Genomic DNA, 21,659 nt, shown 5'->3' with positions numbered 1-21,659 from the left:
TCGCTGTGAGCGGACAGGTGTGAGGAACAACTCGGACATCCGTCGGCGTTGACACCGACATGACGCCCACGAACACCCCACGCCAGCCCGGGCCCCGCACCTTCCCGCGTGCGAGCAGCACCGGTCCGAACCTCGCCACCCTCGACCGGGTCCGTGGCCTGCGCCGCCCCAGGCTCATGCAGCCGGAGGCCCGCCGCCACCAGATCGAGCAGGAGTGCCGGGCCTGCTGAGGTCCCACCACTCCTGTCGTCCGACGGGCTCCGCCACCTCGGCGGGGCCCGTCAGTCGTGTCCGGGGGCCCGTCGGTCGTGTCCGGGGCCGTCGGTCAGTCCGTCAGGGCCGGCGCCGGCCCACCGACGACGGCCTCGTCGGCCGCCGAGGGCCCGGGGCGCAGCCGGGACGTCTCGTCGGACACCCACAGCCGGGTGAGGCCACCGAAGTGGCCCTCGAACTTGTCCCACTCGTGCTGTGGGTAGGTCGAGCGGATCGTGTCGGTGAGGAGCCCGCGGAAGTCGGCTGAGTCGACCCACTCGAGCACCATCTCGTCGAGGTGCGGCAGGGCGGCATCGCAGAACTCGCGGTACCGGTCGGTCTCGAAGTGGTCGTCCGCGAGCCCCTGGTAGGCCGCGAGCTTGGCCTGGTAGTCCAGCGCGGGGTCGTCGGCGATCTCGAACCACGGCCCGGTGTCGACCTGGGTCTTGGCCTTGCGGCCGGTCGCGACGCAGAACACCGACCACTTGAGCAACGCCTTCATCGCCCACGGGAAGTAGTAGTGCAGGGACGTCACCGCGACGTCGGGGCAGGCGTTGGCGTAGTCGATGGGGTAGACCACTCCGTCCTTGACGAGCATCTCGCAGGAGTTGAACTCCCACCGGAAGAACGCGTTGACCGTCTGGGCGATGGTGACCGCCTCGGTGCCGACGCCCTCGGAGAGGAAGCCGTGCTCGACGGCATACCGGTTGTGCATGGGCTCGTCCGGACGGAACTTCATGACCATGCTCTCGGGCCCGATGGTCAGCGCCCGCGCGAACACCTCGAACCCGTCGACCGACTTCTGCAGGTGCATGAGCATCTCGCCGGAGTCGTCGTAGGCCTCGTGCAGGTCGGCCCGGTCCTTGATCTGGGAGACACCGCGCCAGGCACCACCGTCGAACGGCTTCATGAACATGGGGTAGCCGAGCTCGTCGGCGATGCGGTCGAGGTCGAAGGACTTGTTGTACTTCTCGGAGGTGAAGGCCCAGCGCGCGTTGTCGAGGGGGTTCTTGTACGGCACGAGGACGGTCTCGGGGACGTTCATGCCGAGCCGCAGCAACGCGCAGTACGCCGAGTGCTTCTCCATCGACTGGAACGTGAACGGGCTGTTGAGCAGGTACACGTCGTCCATCAGGGCGACCTTCTTGAGCCATTCGCGCGGGTGGTAGTACCAGTGCGCGAGGCGGTCGATCACGAGGTCGTGCCGGGGCTTGTCCCGCAGGTTGAAGGGTTCGATCGTGACGCGCTCGGTCGAGACCCGGTGCTCGGTGCCGTCCGGCCCGGTGACGACGCCCATGCGCTGGGCGAGCGTCTCGAACGCGCGCGGCCAGTCACCCTCCGCGCCGAGGAGCAGGCCGATGAGGTGTTCCTTCGAGTTCGCCATGCGCCCCATCCTGTCGGCTGGGGCGCCTGCCCGAAAGTGGAGACGTCTAGAACAACGCGCTCATCAGGGAGGTCCGCGCCCTGCGCACCCGCTCGTCGTGCGCCCCGACCACGGCGAACAGCTGCACGAGGTGGACCCGCGCCTGCTCACGCTCGTCACCGCTCGTGGCACGCACCAGGTCGATGAGGCGCAGGAACGCGTCCTCGACGTGGCCGCCGAGGATGTCGAGGTCCGCGACGAGGCTCTGGGCGGCGACGTCCGTGGGGTTCTCCGCCGCTGCCGCGCGGGCTGCCTGGAGGTCCGCCCCTTCTGTGCGCTGCATCAGCCCGACCTGGGCCAGGCCCAGCTCGGCGTCGCCGTCCGCGGGGTTCGCCTTGAGCGCCTGCGTGTATGCCGCGTGGGCGGCGTCGAGGTCGCCCCGCTCGATGGCGTCGTACGCCTCCTGGTGCAGCGGCGGGAGCGGCGGCTCGGCCGCCTCGTCGTCGCCGTCCTGCGGCTCGGCCGCGGTGACCTCGACCCGGCCGGTCACGCCGTGCTGCACCGCGAGCCCGAGGAACTCCTCGAGGATCGGGCGCACGGCCTCGGCCGGCTGGACCCCCGCGAACATCGGGACCGGCTGGCCCTGGACCAGGCCCATGGTCACCGGGACGCTCTGGACCTGGAAGGCGCGCAGCAGCGTGGGGTTCTGCTCGACGTCGACGCTGACCACCTGGAGGCGACCCGCGTGCGCCCCGGCCAGCTCGACGACGGTGTCGAGGTAGGCGCGGGACTCCGGCACCTGCGAAGCCCACAGGACGAGCAGGAGGGGGACGCTGACCGAGGCGTTCGCGACCTCCTGGAAGTTCGCGTCCGTGCCCTCGACGACCAGGCCCGAGCGACCGGGGACGCCCGTGGCCGCAGCGCCGCCCTGGCTCGCCGCCCCCTGGCCCGCAGCCGGACCGGCGCCGGCGGCCCCGGCCGGAGCCCGGGTCGGGGTGGTGCCCTTCAGGCCGGTGAGGTCGACGGCCCCACGCAGGCCTCCAGCGGTGAACGGCTGCTCAGTCATGGTCCCGATTCTTCCTCACTGCGCGACCTCGTGCGTACGCGGCCTCCTGCAGGCTCAGGAACCCTTGGCGGAGAACAGCACCTCGTCGGCGCCGACGACACCGGCCGTCCCGTCGGCGGGCACGGTGAACACCACCGTCTCGTACGACTTGAGCTCGGCACTGGTCGTCAGCGTCTTCTTCTTCACCAGGCGCTGGAACTCGGCGCTGGGGGTGAGCGACTTGCCGCCCGCCTTGAGCGTGATCGTGTCGGTGCGCTCGAGGAGGGAGAACACCAGGGCGCCGCCACCGCGCAGCGCGATGGACACCGTCTGCTCCGGCTGCGCCTCGTGCACCTGCTTGAGCGTCGCGAGCTTGCCGAAGGCCTTCGCCTGCGCGGCGGCGTTGGCACGCACCGAGGCCGCGAAGGGGTCATCGGTGCCGACCGCCTCGGCCTTGGCCGGGGAGGGGTAGGCGAGGCTGGCGGCATACTGCTTGACGAGCGCGTCGGGAGCGACGGCGAGCCTGGTGTCCTTGGTGACCATGGGGGAACCGGAGTCCAGGGAGTCCAGAGCAGCGACCTGCGTGCCGGGCGCCATGGTGACCGACATGCTCAGGCGGAACGGCGTCTTCGCGTCGGGCGAGGTCAGCAGGTTGATCCGGGCCGCTCCCGTCGCCGTCGTGGTCTGGGCCAGGATCAGGCGCGGGAAGGTCGTGCCGCGCGACACCGCGAGCACCTTGGGCGCCTCGGTCCGCTTGAGGGGGGCGGGAGTCGTGGTGGCGGCGGGGTCGACCTCGAGCTTGCTCGCGGCGATCGCGACGGCGAGCGCGCTCCCGGTCAGGGCCCGCTCACGAAGGGCCTGGCCCTCCGCGGCGGGGGCCGCGGCGGCCTCGTCGGCCTGGGCGATCACGCGCTCGGCGATCTTCTGGGCACTGCCCGCGTCGACCGGGGCGGTGGTCGTCACCTGGGACGGTGCGTCGTCCACACCGACCAGGGCGCTGCCCGCACCGCAGCCCGTGAGGGCGAGGGTGAGGGCCCCGGCGGCGACGATCGCGGGGGTGTTCAGGCTCCTCATACGGTCGCCTCCTCGATGGGGCGGGCAGGTTCGGTCGTGGCAGGGCGGGCTCCGCGGCGGCGTTCCTGCCACAGCCCGGCGACACCGGCCGCGGCGGCGAGCAGGCCGACCAGGCTGACGAGCAGGGCCTGGAAGAACCAGGTGCGGCGCTCGATGGTCACGGTGAGGCGGCTGATGTCGGCGGGCTTGCCGTCGGCGGTGGCGAGCACGACCGCCTCGGGGGCGTTCTCCTGGCGCACCTGGAGGCGCACTCGGCCGTTCCCTTGCACCGCCTCGCGCCAGATGTCGGCTCCGGCGAGAGCGGGCGCCGCACCGGCACCCGACTGCGACGCGACGAGCGACCAGGAGCGGACGTGCGCACCGGTGACGCGCGTGACGTCGGCGCCGCCGACGATCGCCTCGGCGTCGGACGGGGTGGCGCGGCCGGCGAACACCGGGCTCTTGCCGCGCGTCACCGCCGTCACCGTGGTGGGACGGTCGACACGGTTGAGGACGGAGGGCTCGACGACGACGATGCTCCCCTTCGCGGGCGTGGTCGTGAACGTCGCGCTACCGGTGGGACCCAGGTGGAACGTGAACCACGACCCCAGGCCGAGCAGCACGATCCCGACCACGGTCAGCACGGCCAGCACAGCGCGTTTGGCCACCTTCGACACAGTCAGATTCCTTACGTGAGTGGGCCGGCACGGGAGAGTTCCCCGCACCGGCATCGTCCTCCACCATGACCCAGACGCCTCCGGAGGACAAATCCTCCGCCCCACAAACCGGGACGTCGGTGGCATGATCGCCCCTAATGACCACTCGAGCCCGGCACAGTCGCCACCGCCGACCCGGACGCCCCCGCGAGGAGTCGACGGAGCAGGCGATCACGGCCGCGGCACGCCAGGTGCTCGCCGACAAGGGTGTCGCGCGGATGTCCATGGAGCACGTCGCGGCCAAGGCCGGTGTGGCCAAGAGCACGCTGTACCGGCGGTGGCCGAGCAAGGTCGAGCTGGCCGTCCACGCCGTCGCCGCGACGTTCGACGAGATCGAGGTCGGCGACCACGGATCGCTCGCCGAGGACATGCGTTCGGGCATCGAGGAGGCCGCCCGCCTCCTGCGCGACCCCTCCACCGGCGGAGCGTATGCCGCGTTGCTCGCCGAGTCGGCCCGCGACCCCGAAGGCGTCGGGAAGCAGGTCCGCGAGTCGCTGTCGACGCGGCTGCACGCCCTCGTCGCGACGTCGGTCGCCCGGGCCATCGAGCGCGGGGAGATCCGCGACGACATGGTCGACGTCGACCTGCTCGCCGACGTGGTGGTGGGTTCGGTGATGCACCGTTCGCTGGCCACCGGGGTGCCGGACCAGGCGTTCGTCGACGGCCTCATCGAGCTGCTCGCCGACGTCGCGTACGCCCGGCTGCACCGCGCCGCCAGCGCTGCGCGCGCGGCTCAGGACCGCTGACCGACGAAGGGTCGGGCGGGAGCGTGCAGCTCCGCCCGACCCTCGGTCGGTGTCGACCGTCCGGTCAGAAGCGAGCCGGCTCGCGGTAGATGCCCCACTCGTCGCGCAGGGCGTTGCAGATCTCTCCCAGCGTGGCCTCGGCCCGGACCGCGTCGAGCATGGCCGGGAGCATGTTGTCGTCGGTGCGGGCCACCTCGACCATGTGGGCCACGGCGGCACGGACGGCGTCCTCGTCGCGGGCCGCCTTGCGGGTGGCCAGAGCCGCCACCTGCTCGGTCTCGACCTCGTGGCTGACGCGCAGGATCTCGAGCTCGTGGGTGACCGAGGCGGTGTGGCAGTTGACGCCGACGACCTTCTTGTCACCCTTCTCGAGGGCCACCTGGTACTGGAAGGCGGCCTCGGCGATCTCGGACATGAACCAGCCCTCCTCGATGCCACGCAGGATGCCGCGCGTCATGGGCCACTCGCTGCCGGGCTTGCCGGTGTTCTCCGCGACGAGCGACGCCAGCCCCTCGGTGTCCTTGGTCGTCAGGTCGCTGCCGCCCATGGTGAGGATGCGGTCGAAGATCTTCTCGGCCTCGGCCTCGATCTGGTCGGTGAGCGCCTCGACGTACCAGCTCCCGCCGAGCGGGTCGGCGACGTTGACGACACCGGTCTCCTCCATGATCACCTGCTGCGTGCGCAGCGCGATCTCGGCGGCCTGCTCGCTCGGGAGCGCCAGGGTCTCGTCGAGGGCGTTGGTGTGCAACGAGTTCGTGCCACCGAGGACGGCGGCGAGCGCCTCGACGGCGGTGCGGACGACGTTGTTGTACGGCTGCTGGGCGGTGAGGCTGACCCCGGCGGTCTGCGTGTGGAACCGCAGCCACTGCGCCTTGTCCGTCTTCGCGCCATACACGTCCCGCAGCCAGCGGGCCCAGATGCGGCGGGCCGCACGGAACTTCGCGATCTCCTCGAAGAAGTCCAGGTGGCTGTCGAAGAAGAACGAGAGGCCGGGCGCGAAGGTGTCGATGTCCAGACCACGCGAGAGACCCAGCTCGACGTACCCGAAGCCGTCGGCGAGCGTGAACGCCAGCTCCTGCGCAGCCGTGGAGCCGGCCTCGCGGATGTGGTAGCCGGAGACCGACAGCGGCTTGTAGTCGGGGATCTTCTCGGCGCAGTACTCCATGAGGTCGCCGATGAGGCGCAGGTGCGGCTCGGGCGCGAACAGCCACTCCTTCTGCGCGATGTACTCCTTGAAGATGTCGGTCTGCAGGGTGCCGTTGAGCACCCCGAGGTCGACGCCCTGGCGCTCGGCGGCGACGAGGTACATGCAGAACACCGGGACCGCCGGGCCGCTGATGGTCATCGACGTGGTGATCTGCTCGAGCGGGAGCTCGTTGAACAGCACCTCCATGTCGGCGGCCGAGTCGATCGCCACCCCGCAGTGGCCGACCTCGCCGAGCGCCATCGGGTCGTCGGAGTCGCGGCCCATCAGGGTCGGCATGTCGAACGCCACGGACAACCCGCCGCCGCCACGCTCGAGGATCATCTTGTAGCGCTCGTTGGTCTGCACGGCGTTGCCGAAGCCGGCGAACTGACGGATCGTCCACGTGCGACCTCGGTACCCGGTCGGGTAGAGGCCACGGGTGAAGGGGAACTCCCCCGGCCAGCCGATGCGCTCGGGGGCCTCGCCGTCGGTGGGGCCGTAGGCGGGCTGGACCTCCATCCCGGAGAGCGTGGTGAAGTCGGCGTCGCGCACCCGACCGGTGGACTGGGCTGCGTCGTAGCGCGCCTGCCAGCGCGCGGCGCCGGTCTGGTCGGGAGTGGTCTGCGTCATATCCGGCAATTTACTAGGACGTCCTACTAATCACCAATCCCTCGCCGGATTGGGTGCCCAGAGGGTCGGAAATCCGACCGTCTGGGCACCCAAACGGCAGAGAGTATGGTGCCGGGCTGGGTCAGGCGTCGAAGTCGGCGGCGCCGATGCGGACCTTGCGCAGGAGCTCGAAGAGCTGCTCGTGCTCGGCGGCGGTGAGCATGCCGAGGCCGAAGCGCGACTCGACCAGGTCCTTGGTCGCCGCCTCCATGGCATCCCGCCCGGCCGGGGTGATCACGGCGAGGGTGCCGCGGCCGTCGTCGGGGTTGGGGATCCGCTCGACGAAGCCCTGGGCGTCGAGGCGCTGGACGATGTTGGTCGCACTGGTGGGGTGCACCATGAGGCGCTGGCCGATCTTGCTCATGCCGAGGCGCCCGTCGCGGCTGAACGCCAGCAGCACCAGGGCCTCGTACCGCGCGAAGCTCAGGCCGTGGCGCCCGACCAGGGCGTCGTAGTCGGTGATGAGGAGCTGCTGGACCCGCATGATCGAGGTGGCGCTGGCCATGGCCAGGGGCTGGGACGTCCGCCCCCAGCGCTTGGTCCACAGCTGTGCCGCACGCGTGATCGGGTCGAACGGCAGGCGGATGGGCTTGGGCACGCGCAGCAGGCTAGCTGCGGGGAACGCGCACCGTCTCGAGGTGTCCGTCATCGAGACGGATCTCCCCGTCGGCCTGCGCCGCGGCCTCCGGGTCGTGGGTCGCCATGACGACGATCGCGCCGCGCTCCGCCTCCGCCCGCAGCAACGCGAGGACCTTCTCCCGGTTGTCGTGGTCGAGCTCCGAGGTGGGTTCGTCGGCGAGCAGCACACGGCCCCGCAGGGCCAGGCCGCGAGCGACCGCGACGCGCTGCTGCTGTCCACCGCTCAGCTCCTCGGCGAGGTGGCTGCCCGACTCCTCGAGGCCCACGGCGGCGAGGGCCGCCTGGACCCGGTGGCGGGTGTGCTCGGCGGACACCCCGCGCGCGAGGAGCGGCAGCTCGAGGTTTTCCTGCGCCGTCAGCAGGACCGCAAGGGCACTCCCCTGCGGGATCACCTCGATGCCGAGCGACGCCCCTTGGGAGCGGTCGGTGACCAGGTCGTCGCCGAGCCGGACCCCGCCCTCGGCGGGCACCGCCCCGGCGAGGGCCCACAGCAGTGAGGACTTGCCTGCACCGCTGTGACCCGTGACCGCGATGAACTCACCTGCGTAGGCGTCGAACGAGGCCGCGTCGACGGCGACGGTGTCGCCGTACCGGACGGTGACGGCGTCCACGACGAGCGGCGGGGTCTCGAGCTCCTCGTCGGGCTCCCACGAGTGGCGCTCAGTCATCGGACGAACCTCCGACCTGGGGGATGAGGGTCCAGACCCCGTCGACGTGGTGCACCCGCACGAGGGCGCCCGGCGGGAACGCGTCGACGGCCGCCGCCGGGAGCGGGAGCGACCCGTCGGCGGACACGACGGCATACTCCTCGCCGGCGCGCCCCTCGCTGCCGACGCGACCGTCGCGGATCGTGACGGTCCTCGGCAGTCGCGCAGCCACGTCGGGGTCGTGGGTGACGACGACGATGGTCGTGCCCCACTCCTCGTTGACCCGGTGCAGGGCGTCGAGGACGACGTCGCGCGAGGTGTGGTGCAGCTGGCTGGTCGGTTCGTCGCCGAGCAGCAGGCCCGGCCGGCTGGCCAGCGACACGGCGAGCGCCGCGAGCTGCAGCTGGCCCGGGGGCAACGAGTCGAGCGGTGCGGTGGCGGCGTGGCCGAGCCCCACGAGCTCGAGCACCTCACCGGCCGCGGGCACCCCACGGCCGGCGCGCACGGCTGACCGTTGGGCGAACTCCACGTTCTGTCGGGCCGTCAGGTAGGGCAGCAGGTTGCGTACAGCTCCCTGCAGGATGATCCCCACGTCGGCGGCACGGAAGCGGTCCAGCTCCGGCTCGGTCATCGTGGACAGCTCGTGCTCCCCCACCCGGACCCGCCCGGCGCTGGGGCGCATCAGGCCGCCGAACAGCGTGAGCAGCGTAGACTTGCCCGCGCCCGAGGGACCGAGCAGCCCGACGACCTCGCCGGGGTCGACGACGAGGTCGACCCCCGACAGCGCCGCGACGTCGTGGCCCTCGGCACGGTAGATGTGCACCAGGCCACGGGTGCTCACGCCCAGACCGGCCTTCACACGGACTCCCTGATGCGGCGCAGCGCGATCCGTCGACCGCAGCCCACCGCGGCAGCCGCCCCGACGGGCAGCAGCACGAGGAGGCAGGCGACGGTGGCCACGAGGATGGCCAGCACCGACGGCGCGATCTGCACCGCCGGGACCGGGGCCGACGGGTCGTCGAACAACGGGAGCAGCGGCATCGCGACCAGCGCCGAGAGGGCGCCGCACACCGTGCCGACGGCGGTGCCGACGCCGACGAGGACGAGCTGTTCGCGCACGAGGGCGCGCCGCAGGACGCTCATCCGCACGCCGGCCATGTGGAGGGCAGCCAGGTCCCGGGCCACGACCCGCCAACCGGTCACCGTCATGACGATGACGACCAGGGCGGCGAGCACGACGGCCATCAGGCCGGTGAAGACCGCGAGCCGCACACCCCATCCGGAGCCCGAGGTGTCGAGGCGCTGCTTGGCCGCGTCGTAGGTGTTGGTCCGTAGCACTCCGATGCCGTTGTCGCGCAGGGCCTTTCGAACCTCGTCCGCCTGACCGGGGTCGCGCAGCCAGACCGACAGGGTGCCACCGGAGGTGAGGGTTCCGCCGAGCCGTTGCAGGGTTGCGTAGTCGACCATCACCCCACGGGCTCCCACCACGGGGAGGGCGCCGGGCCGTTGTGCCGAGAAGACCGACAACGGCGCACCGGTCAGGCTCGGGGCGGTGAACGCCGCCGCAGTCCCCCCGGGCGGCACCCCGCCGGCGAGGAGGCCGGGCACCTTGGCGGGGACGTCGCCATACGTGCGGGCGACGGCGACGCCCGTGCTCCGGAGGCGGAACTCCATGGTGTCGGCCGAGGGGCTGGCGAGGTCCAGCGCGTCCGTCGTGCCACTCGCCACGGGGGCGAAAGGGTTCCAGCTGTTCGGTGAGGAGATCCCCATGGACGTGCCGTCGATGCCGAGGCCACGGACGGTGACGGTGCCGGACACGGTCTTGGCTGCCGGGTCGGTGGGACGGAAGTCGATGCCGGCGAGCCGGCACGTCTCGGGGCAGAGCAGCGGCGTCGACAGCTGCCGGCTGCCGCTCCCGTTGGCGGGGAAGGTGGTCACCTGGCGGATCAGCGCGGTGCCGTCGGGCCCGGTGACCAGCAGGCGCATCTCTACGGGTGCGAGGTCGGCGGGGCTGGCCGGCGACGGTCCGGAGAGGACGTCCGACTCGGAGCTCAGCCTCCAGGTCACGGTTCCCGTGATCCGCTGTCCCTTGAGGATGACGGTGTCGACCGGCGGCGGCTTCAGGGCCGCCAGCCGCAGGTCCTGGCCGGCCGGGGTGTAGGCCACGGACGCGAAGTGCTCGGCGTCCACGGCGATGGTGGGGGTCGACCCGGCGGCGGTCTGCCTGATGACGGCCACCGGGGTCACGCGGTCCCCCGACGGGTCGATGGCGCGGGCGGCCCTGGCCAGCGTCGTGGGGTTCACGCTGTCGGTCTCGAGGACGAGCGGGGCCCCGGTCTGGAGCTGGGCGCGAGCCGTCCAGTTGCGGTTGGCCACCACCACGGCGTTCGCGGCGAACACGGTCAGCGCGACGGCCACGCTGACCACGGTGACCACCTTGCGCATCGCCGGACGACGCTGGAGCCCGAAGGCCGTCAGCGCCGGGCCGATCCGTCCCCGCGACAGGCTGGTCCGGCCGGTGGAACGGGCCACCGGGACGGCGAGCCGCGAGACCACGAGGCCACCGGCGAGAGCGACGAGCGTCGGCGTGAGCAGGGCCAGCGGTCCGGTCAGGGTGCGGGTGGCCAGCCCCACGATGCCGAAGACTGCCAGTGCCACGGCCAGGATGTCGACCACCGCGAACGCACCCGCCCGGCTGGGGGACACCCGCCGCAGCAGCGACGAGATCGCCTGCCGCTGCAGTGGACGCACTGCGACGACGATCGCGAGGGCGCACACGACCGCGGACGCGGCCAGGGCCGCCACGGACAGGACCGGCACCTCGAACGGCACCCCGGGCGCGAGGAGGGTTCGCCGGACGACCTCCGACAGGGCCAACGCGAGGCCGAACCCGAGGGGCAGGCCCAAGGAGACCGTGAGGCCGAGCTCGGCCATGACGAGTCGCCCCGCGCCCTCGCGGCTGCGCCCGCGGAGGCGGGCGAGTGCGGCCTCGGGTCGGCGCTGCTCGACGGCCGCCTGCCCCACGAGCAGCAGGATCGCCCCGGCGAGCAGGGCCAGCTGGGCCATGAGGAGGGGGACGATGACACGCAGCTGCTTCTGTCCGCCGGAGACGGCCTGGATGACCAGCGGCAGCTCGCTCTCGACGAGGGCACCACCCTGGCTCGAGGTGCTCGCCCGGGCGCCGATCACACCGGTCACCTCGTCGAGGTTGTCCACGGAAAGCAGCTCGCGACGCAGGGGGAAGCTCAGGGTCGACGTCACCTGCCCCCACGCCTGGTCGAACGTGTCCTCGGTGGTCACGAAGTCGTCGATCGCCGGGACGGGTTCGGTGCCGACGACGAGCAGGGTGCCGGACTTGCCGTCGAGCGTCGTGCGGAGCCAGTACCTCGGGTCGGGCTTCACCTCGTAGGCTCCGACGACCTCGAGCTTCGCCTGGGCGTCCGGCGGGCGCGGATAGACGTTGGTGTCCGGCCCGGGCACGGTCGTGGTGAAGCGCTGGCCCAGCTGCCAGTTCCAGGCCTTCTGGTCCTTGGCCGACACGAGGACCTCGTCGGCGGCCGCCGGGCACCTCCCCATCGTGAGGGTGAGGTGGGCGCAGACGTCGGAACGGGCGACCATGCGCCCCGGCGACGCCTTGAGCCCGGTGCGCGGCACGATGTTGATGACGTCGGACATCTGGCCGATCGGTGCCGAGTAGAGGGCCTGCACCTGCGCCGGGACGGCGGCGGCCAGACCAGCTGGTCTCAGGTCCGGGTTGATCGCCGAACGCCCGCCGCGAGCCACCAGGGCGGTGTCGGCCACCGGCGCACCGTCGACGGCCGAACGCAGCAGGGACTGCTCGAGGGCCCGCTCGTAGAGGGGCGCGAACACCGCGCAGGCGGTGACGAGGGTGGACAGCAGGACGAGGACGACAGCCTGGGCGCGGCGATACCTGATCGCTGCCCACATGTCCCCTCGCCTCCCCGCGCCAGCGGGCGCCGACTCATCCTCGGCGCCTCCCGGACGACCTTAGGGTGAGAACGTGCGCCGGAAGGGCACATTCCGGCAACGATTCACGGCGTGGGGCGCCGGACGCCGCACCTACTCCTGCGCGTCGATGGCGGCCTCGAGGCGGTCGAGCTTCGCCGTCAGCTCACCCGTGAAACCGTCGCGGATGTCGGCCTTGAGGACGAGGGAGACCCTCGGCCCGTAGGCGGCGACGGCGTCCACCGCGCCCTTGACGACGGCCAGGCACTCGTCCCACTCCCCCTCGATGGTCGTGAACATCGAGTCGGTGCGGTGCGGGAGGCCGGAGGCGCGGACGACGGCGACCGCGGCCGCGACGGCCTCACTCACCGAGCCGGTGGAGTCGGCGGCGACGGACGGGGCGACGGAGAAGGCGACGAGCATGCCCCCACCGTATGCCGCGGGACCGGGTCCTCCTCCCCGACCCGGTCCCGCGCCCCCACGGACGCCCGCCTCCGGTGCAGCGGGCGTCAGCCTCCGACGTGGCGCTGGTAGGCCAGCACGGCCTCGACGCGTCGGAAGCCGAGCTCCTCGTTGACCCCCACCATGTGCGCGTTCTGCTCCGCGTTGCAGGTCTGCACCCGCTTCGAGGCGGGGGCAACTCGCGCCAGCTCCTGCAGGCCGCGCACCTTGACCGCCATCCCGAGCCGGTGACCGCGGTGCTCGCGGCGCACCAGGGTCCCCCACTGCATCACCTCGTCGGGGTCGTCAGCCGACAGGACGAGGTCGTTGTACGCGACCACCTCGCCGGCCGGCGTCGTGGCGACCGTGTGGATCGTCGTGCGCCCCTGCCGCGTCATGCGGTCGAGCTCCTCGAGGTAGGTCACCGGGGAGAGCGACTCGGCCTCGAAGTCGACGTCCCCGGTGGGGGCATCGACGGCCAGCTGGTTCCAGCAGTCGCAGTAGGACTGCCGCAGCCCCTCCGGGAGGCGCCCGACGTAGGACTCCACTCGGTAGCCCTGGTGCCTGGTCGCGGACTCGCGGGCCAGCTGGTCGAGCCTCGGCGGGTCGACCGGCAGGTCGAGGAGCCGCCGGATCTCGGTGTTGGCCAGGGCGAATCCGTGCTGCTGGGCGAACCGCACGTGGGGGTGGTCCTCCCGCGCATCGTCGGGCACGTGGCTCTCGATGAGCACCGTCGTGCGCCCGTCCTCGCGGGTGCGGTCGACGATCCGCTCCACGAGGGCACCGCCGACACCTCGGCGTCGCAACCGGGGGTGGACGTCGACCTCACCCCAGGTGAAACGGGTGTTGTCGAGCAGCGGGAACCACTGCATCCCGACACCGGCGACCTCGCCCCCGACCAATGCCACCCACGGTTCGAGCCGCTCGATCGTGCTCGTCGACCGCAGGTCGACGAGCAGCTCCCGCAACGACGTCCGCTTCGCCCACGGGCGGCCGTGGTTGCGCGACGCCGTCATCGCCACGTGCGCGGCCGCGACCTCGGCGTCGTCGTCGACGGCCAGCCGCCGGACGACGAATCCACCACCGGCCGCACCGGGGTGGGCGGCCGTGATCGTGGTGCGCGAGGTGCTCGGTGCGGTCATGCAACGAGTGTCGGCCCGTGGCGCCGCCCCCACAACGGGTTTTCGGGTCAGCCGGTCGGGTGCCCCCGGTGCTCACGCCACTCGTCCTCGAGGACCGACATGAGGATCGCATCGACCCACTGCCCGTCGAACCGGAGCGCGTCGCGGCGCACCCCTTCCCGCACGAACCCGGCCCTGGCGTAGACGCGCTGCGCCCGGGGGTTGAACGCGTACACCTCCAGGGACACCCGGTGCAGGCCGGCCACCTCGAACGCGTGGGCCAGGACGAGCCGCGTGGCCTCGGTGCCCAGGCCACGGTCACGACCCCGGGGACCGATGAGGATCCGGAAGTTCACGCTCGCGTCGGCCTCCTCCCACTCGTTGAGGACGACCTCGCCGACGCACTCCCCGGACACCCGGTCGACGACCGCGAGGTCGAGCCGGTCGGTCTGGGCGTTCCGGGTGGCGTACCACTCGCGCAGCCGCTCCCGGTCCGGCGGCTGCGCCGTCTCCTCGGTGGTGTGGAACGAACCCGTGAGCCGACCGACCTCCGGGTCGGCGACCGCCTCGGTCATCGCCGGGAGGTCACCGTCCTCGAACGGCCGCAGCACGACCCGCTCCCCGGTGAGGGTCGGCTTGGCAGCGAACAGCACGGCTCAGCCGGGCTCGACGCCCAGGTCGAACTGCCAGCGGCCCGAGGCGCTCCCGGTGTCGAGGAGCTCGGCGAGGGCAGCGCCGTCGACGTCCGCAGGGAGGTCCGCCGTGACCAGTCCGTGCTCGGTGGCGGTCGCCACGCACCCGTGCGCCGCCAGCTCGGCCACGACCTGCGCGGTCGTCGTCGAGCCCAACGGGGCGATCCGGGCGGTCCCTCGGCCGGAGGCGAGCAGGACCCCCGTGACCCACCAGCGGTCGTCGTCCTCGACCTGGACGACCGAGACGATGTCGTCGACGGCGATGCCGCTGGTGAACACGGGCACGGCCAGCACGGTGCACGCACCGTCGTGCCGCACCTCGACGTCGAGCCGTTCCGCCTCGAAGGGCGGGTAGCCGTCCTCGTCCTGCTCGAGGGCGACCCAGGCGTGCGCGGGCGGGGTCACGGCGTCTCCTGCGGGGTGAGGTGGGCGTGCACGAGGGCGACCGTGGCGGCCCCTTCACCGCTGGCCGATGCGACCCGCTTCATGGAGCCGGCCCGGACGTCGCCCGCGGCGAAGATCCCCGGGACGGTGGTCTCCAGGGCGGCCGGTGGCCGACCTCCCGTCCACAGGTGCTTGGGCACCTCCCTGCCGGTGTAGACGAAACCGCGGTCGTCTCGCTCGACGGCGTCGGGCAGCCAGTCGGCGCAGGGGTCCGCCCCGAGCAGGAGGAAGAGTCCGTCGGCGTCGACCCGGGCCGGGCCCTGCGGCCCCGTCAGCTCCAGCCACTCCAGGTGCCCGTCACCTCCCCCGTCGGTCACCCGCGTGGCTGTCCGCACCGTGATCCGGGCGGTCGCCGCGATCTCTCGAACGAGGTAGTCGGACATCGTCGCGGCGACGTCGGCGCGACGGACGAGGAGGGTGACGGAGGGCGCGTAGCGGGCGAGGTGGACCGCGGCCTGACCGGCCGAGTTGCCGCCACCGACGACGAACACCTCCTTGCCCTCCATCTCGCGCGAGGCACTGGTGGCCGCGCCGTAGTAGACGCCGAGCCCGACGAGCTCCTCGAGGGACTCGATGCCCAGCCGGCGGTACCGGACGCCGGTGGCCACGAGGACGGCACGAGCCCGCAGCGGCCCACCTTCGGTCTCGATGGTGTGGGCCTCCCCCGGCGCCGAGGCCGGGTTGAGGGACTCGGCCGCGAGGCCGGTGTAGATCCGTGCCCCGAACCGGGTGGCCTGGAAGCGTGCCCGCTGCGCGAGCCGCATACCGGAGATCCCCCGGGGGAACCCGAGGTAGTTGCGGATCATCGAGCTGGTGCCGGCCTGCCCGCCCACGGCGTCCTCCTCGAGCACCACCGTGTCGAGGCCCTCGGACGCGCCGTAGACGGCGGCAGCGAGGCCCGCGGGACCGGAGCCGACGACCACGAGGTCGGCGACGTCGTCGGTGTCGACCACCTGGGGTGAGCCGTAGACGAGGCGGGCGACCTGACGCGCGGTGGCACCCTCCAGCACCTGGCCGCCCACCCCGATGACACCGGACGCCACGACGGGGAACGCCGGTGCCGCGCCGCTCTGCACCGAGGGCAGGCCGCTGATGACGGCACGCCCGGTCTCGCTGTCGGGCCGGTGGACCCCGTGCGGGATGCCCATCCGGTCGAGGAAGTCACGGATCCGCGCTACCTCGGCCGAGTTGCCGCCGTCGACGATCTTGACGCCCTCGACCTCGGGCGTGGACGCCGTCCAGCCCCAGTCCGACAGGTACTCCGTGACGGCGGTGTGGAACTCCTCGTCCCGTGGTCCCTGCGGCACGAGCAGGTAGGTGTCGATGCGCCCCTGCTGCAGGGCCTCGCGCAGCTTGGGCAGCGACAACCCGAAGTCGCCCCGGGCGGTGAGGCAGATGCGGCGGGCGGTCGGCAGCAGGGCGTGCAGCTCGTCCATGAGCTCCAGGCCGCTCGCGTGCTCGCTGCCGCCTCCGGGCAGGTGCCAGCCGATGCCCAGCAGCGCCACCGGTTGCCCCTCCTCGAGCGCGGCCGCCACCACGTCCCGCGCCCCGGAAACGCTGTCGGCACAACGGATCTCATAGTCGCGGGCGTACCTCGAGAACTCGCTGTCGACCGTCGCCAGGTGTTCGGGTGCCACGGCCAGGACCAGGGCGGGGCGGACGCGCGCGGGCGTCGGCGACGCGTCGGTAGCGGCCGCCGCGGACATCAGGCCTGGCCGTCGCCGCTGATCAACCACGAGTCGCCCTTGGGCTCCACCGTGATGCGGTGCGTCTCCTGCGAGTCGCTGCCGTCCTCCTTGTGGAAGGTCAGCTGAACGATGACCGTGCCGACGGACGCGTCCGCCTGGGTCTGGCCCACGTCCACCGACTTGATCGTCGACCAGAAGGTCTCGTAACCGTCCCGCCCACCGGTCGTGCTCTGGTAGGCCGGGGTCAGCTCGGCGAAGGTCTGGTCCCGCTTGTTCTTCTTCGTGACGTCGGCGTAGTAGCTCTTGATGAACGCGGCGAGCCCTTCGTTGTCGGGCGCCTTGGTCGTCGTGGTCGTCGTGGTCGACGGGGTCTGCGTCGTCGTCGTGCTGCTGGTGGTGCTCGTGCTGCTCGTGCTCGACGAGCTGGAGCTGGTCGACTTCGAGGGCGTCTTGGTCACGGCGGGGGCGGTCGTGGTGACGGGCGGCGTCGTGGCCGTGTCGGAACCGGTGCCGTTGGGGCGAGTGAGGAGGTACGCGAGCGCCACCACGCCCAGCACCGCGAGGCCCACGAGGATCGGTACGAGAGGAGAGCGCCGCCTGCGGCCGTCGCCATCGTCCGCACCGTCCGCACCGTCCCCGGGGCCGTACCCGGCCGGGGGGCCGGGGGGCAAGGGGTCGTCGTACGGCACGGGATCGGGCTGCAGGCGCTGCGTCGACCCGACCGGTTCGGGGATGAGCTCGGTGGCGGCAGCGCCCCCGAGCGCAGCGCCGGCAGCCCCTGCGCCGACGGCCCCGAGGGGTGTCCCCGCCGGCAGGGCCATGGTCGTGTCCCCTGCGGCGATGCGCTTCAGCCGCTCGGAGGCGGTGTCCATGTCCCAGCGCTGCGCTGGGTCCGCGTGCATCATCGCGGCGATGGCGCCGGCGAGAGGCCCGGCCTTCTCCATGGGCCGTGCCTCCCCGGAGGCGATCGCCTGCAGGGTCGCGAGCGGGTTGGCCTGCGACTCGTAGGGCGGGTGACCCTCGACCGCGTAGTAGAGCGTCGCGCCGAGGGCCCACACGTCGGACGCCGACGTCGGGTCGCCGCCACGGGCCAGCTCGGGCGAGAGGTAGCCGGGGGTACCGGTCATGAACCCGGTCTGGGTCAGCTGGTCGTCGGCCTGCGCCCGGGCGATCCCGAAGTCGCTGATCTTGGGCGTCCCGGCCTGGTCCATGAGGATGTTGCCGGGCTTGATGTCGCGGTGCACGATCCCGCGCTCGTGGGCTCGGGCCAGTGCCCCGGCCACGGCGGACCCGATGGTGGCGACCCTGGTCGGCGACAGTGCGCCCACGTCGCGGATCGTCTCGGCGAGGCTCTGGCCGTGGACGAACTCCATGACCAGCCAGTGCGCGTCGTCCTGGTCGACGATGTCGTAGACCCCGACGGTGTTCGCGTCGTTGAGAGAGGCGGCGATCCGGGCCTCGCGCATGGCGCGGGCCGCAGCAGCCGGCTCACCCGGGAGGGCCCCGACCCGCTTGACGGCGACCTCGCGGCCCAGGACGGTGTCGAGACAGAGCCACACCGTGCCCATCCCGCCACTGCCGATGGCGCGCACGACCTCGTAGCGTCCGGCGATGACCTCGGGCTGCACAGGGATCCTTTCGTCGGGTCGCCCATCACCCTATGGCGTGCGGCGTCCCCTCGACACTCCAGCACACCTGGGTACCACGCTGCACGGACCCGGCCGGGCAGCGGGGGTGGTCCGCAGCTCAGCTCAGGGCGGCGACGACCTCGTCGGCGGCGGCATACGGGTCGGTGGCGCCGTCCACGACCTGCGCAGCGAGCTGGTCGACCCCGCTGCCGTGCCGCAGGTCGCCCATCTTGGCGCGCAGCTGCTGGAGGGCGATGGCCTCGATCTCGTCTCCGGCACGACGGACCCGGCGCTCGCGCAGGGTGCCGGTCTCCTCCATCCAGGCGACGTGCTTGTCGAGCGCCTCCATGACCTCGTCGATCCCCTGGCCCTGTGCCGCGACGGTCTTCACGACCGGGGGGCGCCAGAGGTTCGGCTCCGTACGGTCACCGAGGGAGATCATGTGCCGGATGTCGCGGACGGTCGCGTCGGCCCCGTCGCGGTCCGCCTTGTTGACGACGAACAGGTCGCCGATCTCGAGGATGCCGGCCTTGGCGGCCTGGATGCCGTCACCCATGCCGGGGGCGAGCAGGACGATCGTGGTGTCGGCGAGGCCGGCGATCTCGACCTCCGACTGACCGACGCCGACGGTCTCGACGATGATGACGTCGCACCCGGCGGCGTCGAGGACGCGCAGGGCCTGAGGGGTCGTCCAGGACAGACCGCCGAGGTGTCCACGGCTGGCCATCGAGCGGATGTAGACCTCGGGGTCCAGGACGTGGTCCTGCATGCGGATCCGGTCGCCGAGCAGCGCTCCCCCGGAGAACGGTGAGGACGGGTCGACCGCCAGCACCCCGATCCGCTTGCCCCGGGCGCGGAACGCCGCGACGAGCGCGTTCGTCGACGTCGACTTGCCCACGCCGGGGCTGCCCGTGACGCCGATGATGTGCGCCGAGCCGCTGTGCGGTGCGAGCGCTGCCATCACCTCGCGCAGCGCCGGGTGCGCGTCCTCGACGAGGCTGATCAGGCGCGCGACGGCGCGAGGCGAGCCTGCCCTGGCCGACTCGACCAGGGCAGGGACGTCGACGGTGCGGGGAGCCAAGCGGTGGTCCTCCGGTCGGTGGGTTCGTGCCTCGAGGGTTCGGGTCTCGGGGGTCGGGAGTCAGGCGGTCTTCGGGACCCGGACGATGAGCGCATCACCCTGGCCACCGCCGCCGCAGAGGGCTGCGGCACCGACGCCGCCACCGCGGCGCTGGAGCTCCAGCGCCAGGTGCAGGGCGATGCGAGCACCGGACATGCCGATGGGGTGACCGAGCGCGATCGCGCCGCCGTTGACGTTGACCTTGTCGAGGTCGATGCCGAGCTCCTTGGCCGAGGCGAGGCCGACGGCCGCGAAGGCCTCGTTGATCTCGACCAGGTCGAGGTCGGACGGCGTGATGCCCTCGCGCTCGCACGCCTTGGCGATGGCCCGGGCGGGCTGCTGCTGCAGGGTCGAGTCGGGACCCGCGACCATGCCGTGGGCGCCGATCTCGGCCAGCCAGGTGAGGCCGAGCTCCTCGGCCTTCGCCTTGCTCATGACGACCACTGCGGCGGCGCCGTCGCTGATCTGGCTCGCCGAGCCGGCGGTGATGGTGCCGTCCTTGGAGAACGCCGGGCGAAGCTTGCCCAAGGAGTCGGTCGTCGTGTCGGCGCGGATGCCCTCGTCGGACCGGAACTCGATCGGGTCGCCCTTGCGCTGCGGGATCGAGACCGGCACGACCTCGTCGTCGAACAGGCCGTCCTTCCAGGCGCGAGCGGCCAGCTGGTGGCTGCGGGCCGAGAACTCGTCCTGCTGCTCGCGGGTGAACTCCTGCGACCCGGTGTTGGCCTGCTCGGTCAGCAGCCCCATCGCCTGGTCGGTGAAGGCGTCCCAGAGGCCGTCGAAGGCCATGTGGTCGCGCATCGTCACGTCGCCGTACTTGTAGCCCTCACGGGACTTCTCGAGCAGGTGCGGGGCGTTGGTCATCGACTCCTGGCCACCGGCCACGACGATGTCGACCTCACCGGCGCGGATCATCTGGTCGGCCATGGCGATGGCGTTGATGCCGGAGAGGCAGACCTTGTTGATGGTCAGGGCGGGGACGTCCATCGGGATGCCGGCCTTGGCGGCGGCCTGGCGGGCGGGGATCTGCCCCGCGCCGGCCTGCAGCACCTGGCCCATGATCACGTAGTCGACCTGCTCCGGCGCGACACCGGACTTGTCGAGCGCCCCCTTGATGGCGACGCCACCGAGGTCGGCCCCGGAGAAGCCCTTGAGCGAGCCCAGCAGGCGGCCCATCGGGGTGCGTGCCCCCGCGACGATGACGGAAACGGGACGGTCAGACATGGTTCAAGCCTCCAGCGCCATTGGTGTGGTTCACCCGGCACTGTAGTCCGGCCACCGGGGCGTCGGACCGCCCGGGCGGGTGGCCCTGACCACACGCCGGTATGCCGCGAGGTGGGTTCGTCACCCACCTCGCGACCTCACGTGGTCGCCGTCGCCGTGACCCGCTGTCCCTCGGGGCTGACGACGGTGACCGAGATGGACAGGGCACCGGTGAGGGGGATGAAGGCCTCGTACGGGGGCGGAGCGCCGAGACCACGGCGGAGCCGGTTGCGCACGACGACGATCTCGCCGCTCCTCGGGACCCCGTCGGAGGCCCACGGGATCTCGTCGAACGGGAACGTCCCGGTCAGGGTCCGCGCCCGCNGGCGGGAACGGCCCGACCGGGAACGGCAGGCCGCGACGGAACCCGCCACGGAGGCCACCGCCTCCACCCGCGCCACCACCGGCGCCGCGGGGGAAGCGGACGGGGCCGTCGGGGAGCACCACTGGGCCGACGAGGCGCTGGGAGGCGACGACCTCGAAGACGTAGGGGGGCCGCCGCCGGGCACTGGCGTCGGTCCGGATGCCGACGTGCACGCCGCGGCCGGCGATGGCGAAGACGTCGACCAGCGAGACCGTGACGTCCGGGGGCGGCTCCACCCACCCCGGCACGGTGAGGTCCCGGGTGAGCTCGCGCCCGAGCGGGTCGACCAGCCGCACCCGCACGTCGACCGGGTCGCCGGCGACCGGGCGGGTGAACCACAGGGCGAGCGGTGTCCGTCCCGCGACCCTGGCGCCCTGCTCGAACGTCGGGGTCGTCGCGGCGGCGGGTGGTGGCGTGGTCAGTGCGGTGAGCGCGACGTCGGGCAGGGCGACGGCAGCGACCTCGTCCGCGCCCGCCGACCCGTCGAGGCGGTGCACGCCGGCCGGCAGCACGCGGGGCGGAGCCGAGGTGGCGGACCGCACGACGACCCCCCGGTGGTCGCCTCCCCACACGTCGGCGGTGAGCGGCTCGAGCTCGGGGGCACCGGGTGGGACGG

At 72.4% G+C, this 21,659-nt stretch carries 19 protein-coding genes; 2 read left to right on the top strand and 17 right to left on the bottom strand.

Annotation, left to right across the window (positions count from 1 at the left end):
• The first annotated feature begins 59 nt into the window (after positions 1-59).
• A complete protein-coding gene (locus tag ASD62_RS20210) occupies positions 60-230 on the top strand; it encodes a hypothetical protein (protein WP_157581525.1) in 171 nt (56 codons plus the stop codon).
• Positions 231-325: 95 nt separating this feature from the next.
• Here ASD62_RS20210 and ASD62_RS16990 read toward each other — a convergent pair whose 3' ends face one another.
• Genes ASD62_RS16990 through ASD62_RS16975 form a run of 4 tightly spaced genes read right to left on the bottom strand, consistent with a single transcriptional unit; the run spans position 326 to position 4,381 of the window.
• Positions 326-1,636: a RimK family alpha-L-glutamate ligase gene (locus ASD62_RS16990; protein WP_056916980.1), complete on the bottom strand. Its 1,311-nt coding sequence runs from the start codon at positions 1,634-1,636 to the stop codon at positions 326-328.
• Positions 1,637-1,682: 46 nt separating this feature from the next.
• Positions 1,683-2,681, bottom strand: coding sequence for a tetratricopeptide repeat protein (locus ASD62_RS16985; RefSeq protein ID WP_056916979.1), 999 nt, complete (start codon positions 2,679-2,681; stop codon positions 1,683-1,685).
• Between the two features lie 54 nt (positions 2,682-2,735).
• On the bottom strand, positions 2,736-3,734 hold the full coding sequence (locus ASD62_RS16980; protein ID WP_056916978.1) for a hypothetical protein: 999 nt from the start codon (positions 3,732-3,734) through the stop codon (positions 2,736-2,738).
• Positions 3,731-4,381: a hypothetical protein gene (locus ASD62_RS16975; RefSeq protein WP_157581524.1), complete on the bottom strand. Its 651-nt coding sequence runs from the start codon at positions 4,379-4,381 to the stop codon at positions 3,731-3,733. Before ASD62_RS16975 ends, ASD62_RS16980 begins: the two co-directional genes overlap by 4 nt.
• A 146-nt stretch (positions 4,382-4,527) precedes the next feature.
• On the opposite strand from ASD62_RS16975, the gene ASD62_RS16970 reads away from it, so the two are divergent.
• Positions 4,528-5,175, top strand: coding sequence for a TetR/AcrR family transcriptional regulator (locus ASD62_RS16970; protein ID WP_056916976.1), 648 nt, complete (start codon positions 4,528-4,530; stop codon positions 5,173-5,175).
• Between the two features lie 64 nt (positions 5,176-5,239).
• On the opposite strand, the gene ASD62_RS16965 is transcribed toward ASD62_RS16970, so the two are convergent.
• The 13 genes from ASD62_RS16965 to ASD62_RS16905 form a co-directional block, all read right to left on the bottom strand.
• Complete coding sequence (locus ASD62_RS16965; protein ID WP_056916975.1) at positions 5,240-6,991, bottom strand: methylmalonyl-CoA mutase; 1,752 nt, start codon at positions 6,989-6,991, stop codon at positions 5,240-5,242.
• A 121-nt stretch (positions 6,992-7,112) separates the two neighbouring features.
• Positions 7,113-7,628 carry a MarR family winged helix-turn-helix transcriptional regulator gene (locus ASD62_RS16960; RefSeq protein WP_056916974.1) on the bottom strand — a complete coding sequence of 172 codons (516 nt, stop codon included), beginning with the start codon at positions 7,626-7,628 and terminating at the stop codon, positions 7,113-7,115.
• Positions 7,629-7,638: 10 nt separating this feature from the next.
• Complete coding sequence (locus ASD62_RS16955; protein WP_056916973.1) at positions 7,639-8,337, bottom strand: ABC transporter ATP-binding protein; 699 nt, start codon at positions 8,335-8,337, stop codon at positions 7,639-7,641.
• Positions 8,330-9,175, bottom strand: coding sequence for an ABC transporter ATP-binding protein (locus ASD62_RS16950; protein WP_056916972.1), 846 nt, complete (start codon positions 9,173-9,175; stop codon positions 8,330-8,332). The genes ASD62_RS16955 and ASD62_RS16950 overlap by 8 nt, the downstream gene beginning before the upstream one ends.
• Positions 9,172-12,264, bottom strand: coding sequence for an FtsX-like permease family protein (locus ASD62_RS16945; RefSeq protein ID WP_056916971.1), 3,093 nt, complete (start codon positions 12,262-12,264; stop codon positions 9,172-9,174). Before ASD62_RS16945 ends, ASD62_RS16950 begins: the two co-directional genes overlap by 4 nt.
• Positions 12,265-12,396: 132 nt before the next feature.
• A complete protein-coding gene (locus tag ASD62_RS16940) occupies positions 12,397-12,705 on the bottom strand; it encodes a thiamine-binding protein (protein ID WP_056916970.1) in 309 nt (102 codons plus the stop codon).
• 86 nt (positions 12,706-12,791) lie between these two features.
• Positions 12,792-13,865 (bottom strand): GNAT family N-acetyltransferase, encoded by a 1,074-nt coding sequence (locus ASD62_RS16935; protein ID WP_056916969.1) that lies wholly within the window; start codon positions 13,863-13,865, stop codon positions 12,792-12,794.
• Positions 13,866-13,912: 47 nt separating this feature from the next.
• The gene (locus ASD62_RS16930) at positions 13,913-14,497 is read right to left on the bottom strand and encodes a GNAT family N-acetyltransferase (protein WP_056916968.1); all 585 of its coding nucleotides are present in this window, start codon (positions 14,495-14,497) and stop codon (positions 13,913-13,915) included.
• 3 nt (positions 14,498-14,500) lie between these two features.
• Positions 14,501-14,941 carry a DUF4265 domain-containing protein gene (locus ASD62_RS16925; protein ID WP_056916967.1) on the bottom strand — a complete coding sequence of 147 codons (441 nt, stop codon included), beginning with the start codon at positions 14,939-14,941 and terminating at the stop codon, positions 14,501-14,503.
• Positions 14,938-16,617, bottom strand: coding sequence for an FAD-dependent oxidoreductase (locus tag ASD62_RS16920; protein ID WP_369796211.1), 1,680 nt, complete (start codon positions 16,615-16,617; stop codon positions 14,938-14,940). The genes ASD62_RS16925 and ASD62_RS16920 overlap by 4 nt, the downstream gene beginning before the upstream one ends.
• 68 nt (positions 16,618-16,685) lie before the next feature.
• Positions 16,686-18,296 carry a serine/threonine-protein kinase gene (locus ASD62_RS16915; RefSeq protein ID WP_056916965.1) on the bottom strand — a complete coding sequence of 537 codons (1,611 nt, stop codon included), beginning with the start codon at positions 18,294-18,296 and terminating at the stop codon, positions 16,686-16,688.
• A 118-nt stretch (positions 18,297-18,414) separates the two neighbouring features.
• Positions 18,415-19,377, bottom strand: coding sequence for a methylmalonyl Co-A mutase-associated GTPase MeaB (gene meaB, locus ASD62_RS16910; RefSeq protein WP_056916964.1), 963 nt, complete (start codon positions 19,375-19,377; stop codon positions 18,415-18,417).
• Between the two features lie 60 nt (positions 19,378-19,437).
• Positions 19,438-20,640: an acetyl-CoA C-acetyltransferase gene (locus ASD62_RS16905; RefSeq protein WP_056916963.1), complete on the bottom strand. Its 1,203-nt coding sequence runs from the start codon at positions 20,638-20,640 to the stop codon at positions 19,438-19,440.
• Positions 20,641-21,659 lie beyond the last annotated feature (1,019 nt).

Origin of the sequence: Phycicoccus sp. Root563, assembly GCF_001427915.1 — a bacterium.
Classification (GTDB): domain Bacteria; phylum Actinomycetota; class Actinomycetes; order Actinomycetales; family Dermatophilaceae; genus Pedococcus.
Note: the sequence above shows the minus strand (reverse complement) of the source record. Positions and strands in the feature narration are given on the sequence as shown.

What these genes read in the sequence shown, in the direction of transcription:
- ASD62_RS16970 (WP_056916976.1), top strand. Translation starts at nt 4,528, where the DNA reads ATGACCACTCGAGCCCGGCACAGTCGCCACCGCCGACCCGGACGCCCC.
- ASD62_RS16985 (WP_056916979.1), bottom strand. Translation starts at nt 2,681, where the DNA reads ATGACTGAGCAGCCGTTCACCGCTGGAGGCCTGCGTGGGGCCGTCGAC.
- ASD62_RS16990 (WP_056916980.1), bottom strand. Translation starts at nt 1,636, where the DNA reads ATGGCGAACTCGAAGGAACACCTCATCGGCCTGCTCCTCGGCGCGGAG.
- ASD62_RS16935 (WP_056916969.1), bottom strand. Translation starts at nt 13,865, where the DNA reads ATGACCGCACCGAGCACCTCGCGCACCACGATCACGGCCGCCCACCCC.
- ASD62_RS16965 (WP_056916975.1), bottom strand. Translation starts at nt 6,991, where the DNA reads ATGACGCAGACCACTCCCGACCAGACCGGCGCCGCGCGCTGGCAGGCG.
- ASD62_RS20210 (WP_157581525.1), top strand. Translation starts at nt 60, where the DNA reads ATGACGCCCACGAACACCCCACGCCAGCCCGGGCCCCGCACCTTCCCG.
- ASD62_RS16905 (WP_056916963.1), bottom strand. Translation starts at nt 20,640, where the DNA reads ATGTCTGACCGTCCCGTTTCCGTCATCGTCGCGGGGGCACGCACCCCG.
- ASD62_RS16955 (WP_056916973.1), bottom strand. Translation starts at nt 8,337, where the DNA reads ATGACTGAGCGCCACTCGTGGGAGCCCGACGAGGAGCTCGAGACCCCG.
- ASD62_RS16945 (WP_056916971.1), bottom strand. Translation starts at nt 12,264, where the DNA reads ATGTGGGCAGCGATCAGGTATCGCCGCGCCCAGGCTGTCGTCCTCGTC.
- ASD62_RS16980 (WP_056916978.1), bottom strand. Translation starts at nt 3,734, where the DNA reads ATGAGGAGCCTGAACACCCCCGCGATCGTCGCCGCCGGGGCCCTCACC.
- ASD62_RS16940 (WP_056916970.1), bottom strand. Translation starts at nt 12,705, where the DNA reads ATGCTCGTCGCCTTCTCCGTCGCCCCGTCCGTCGCCGCCGACTCCACC.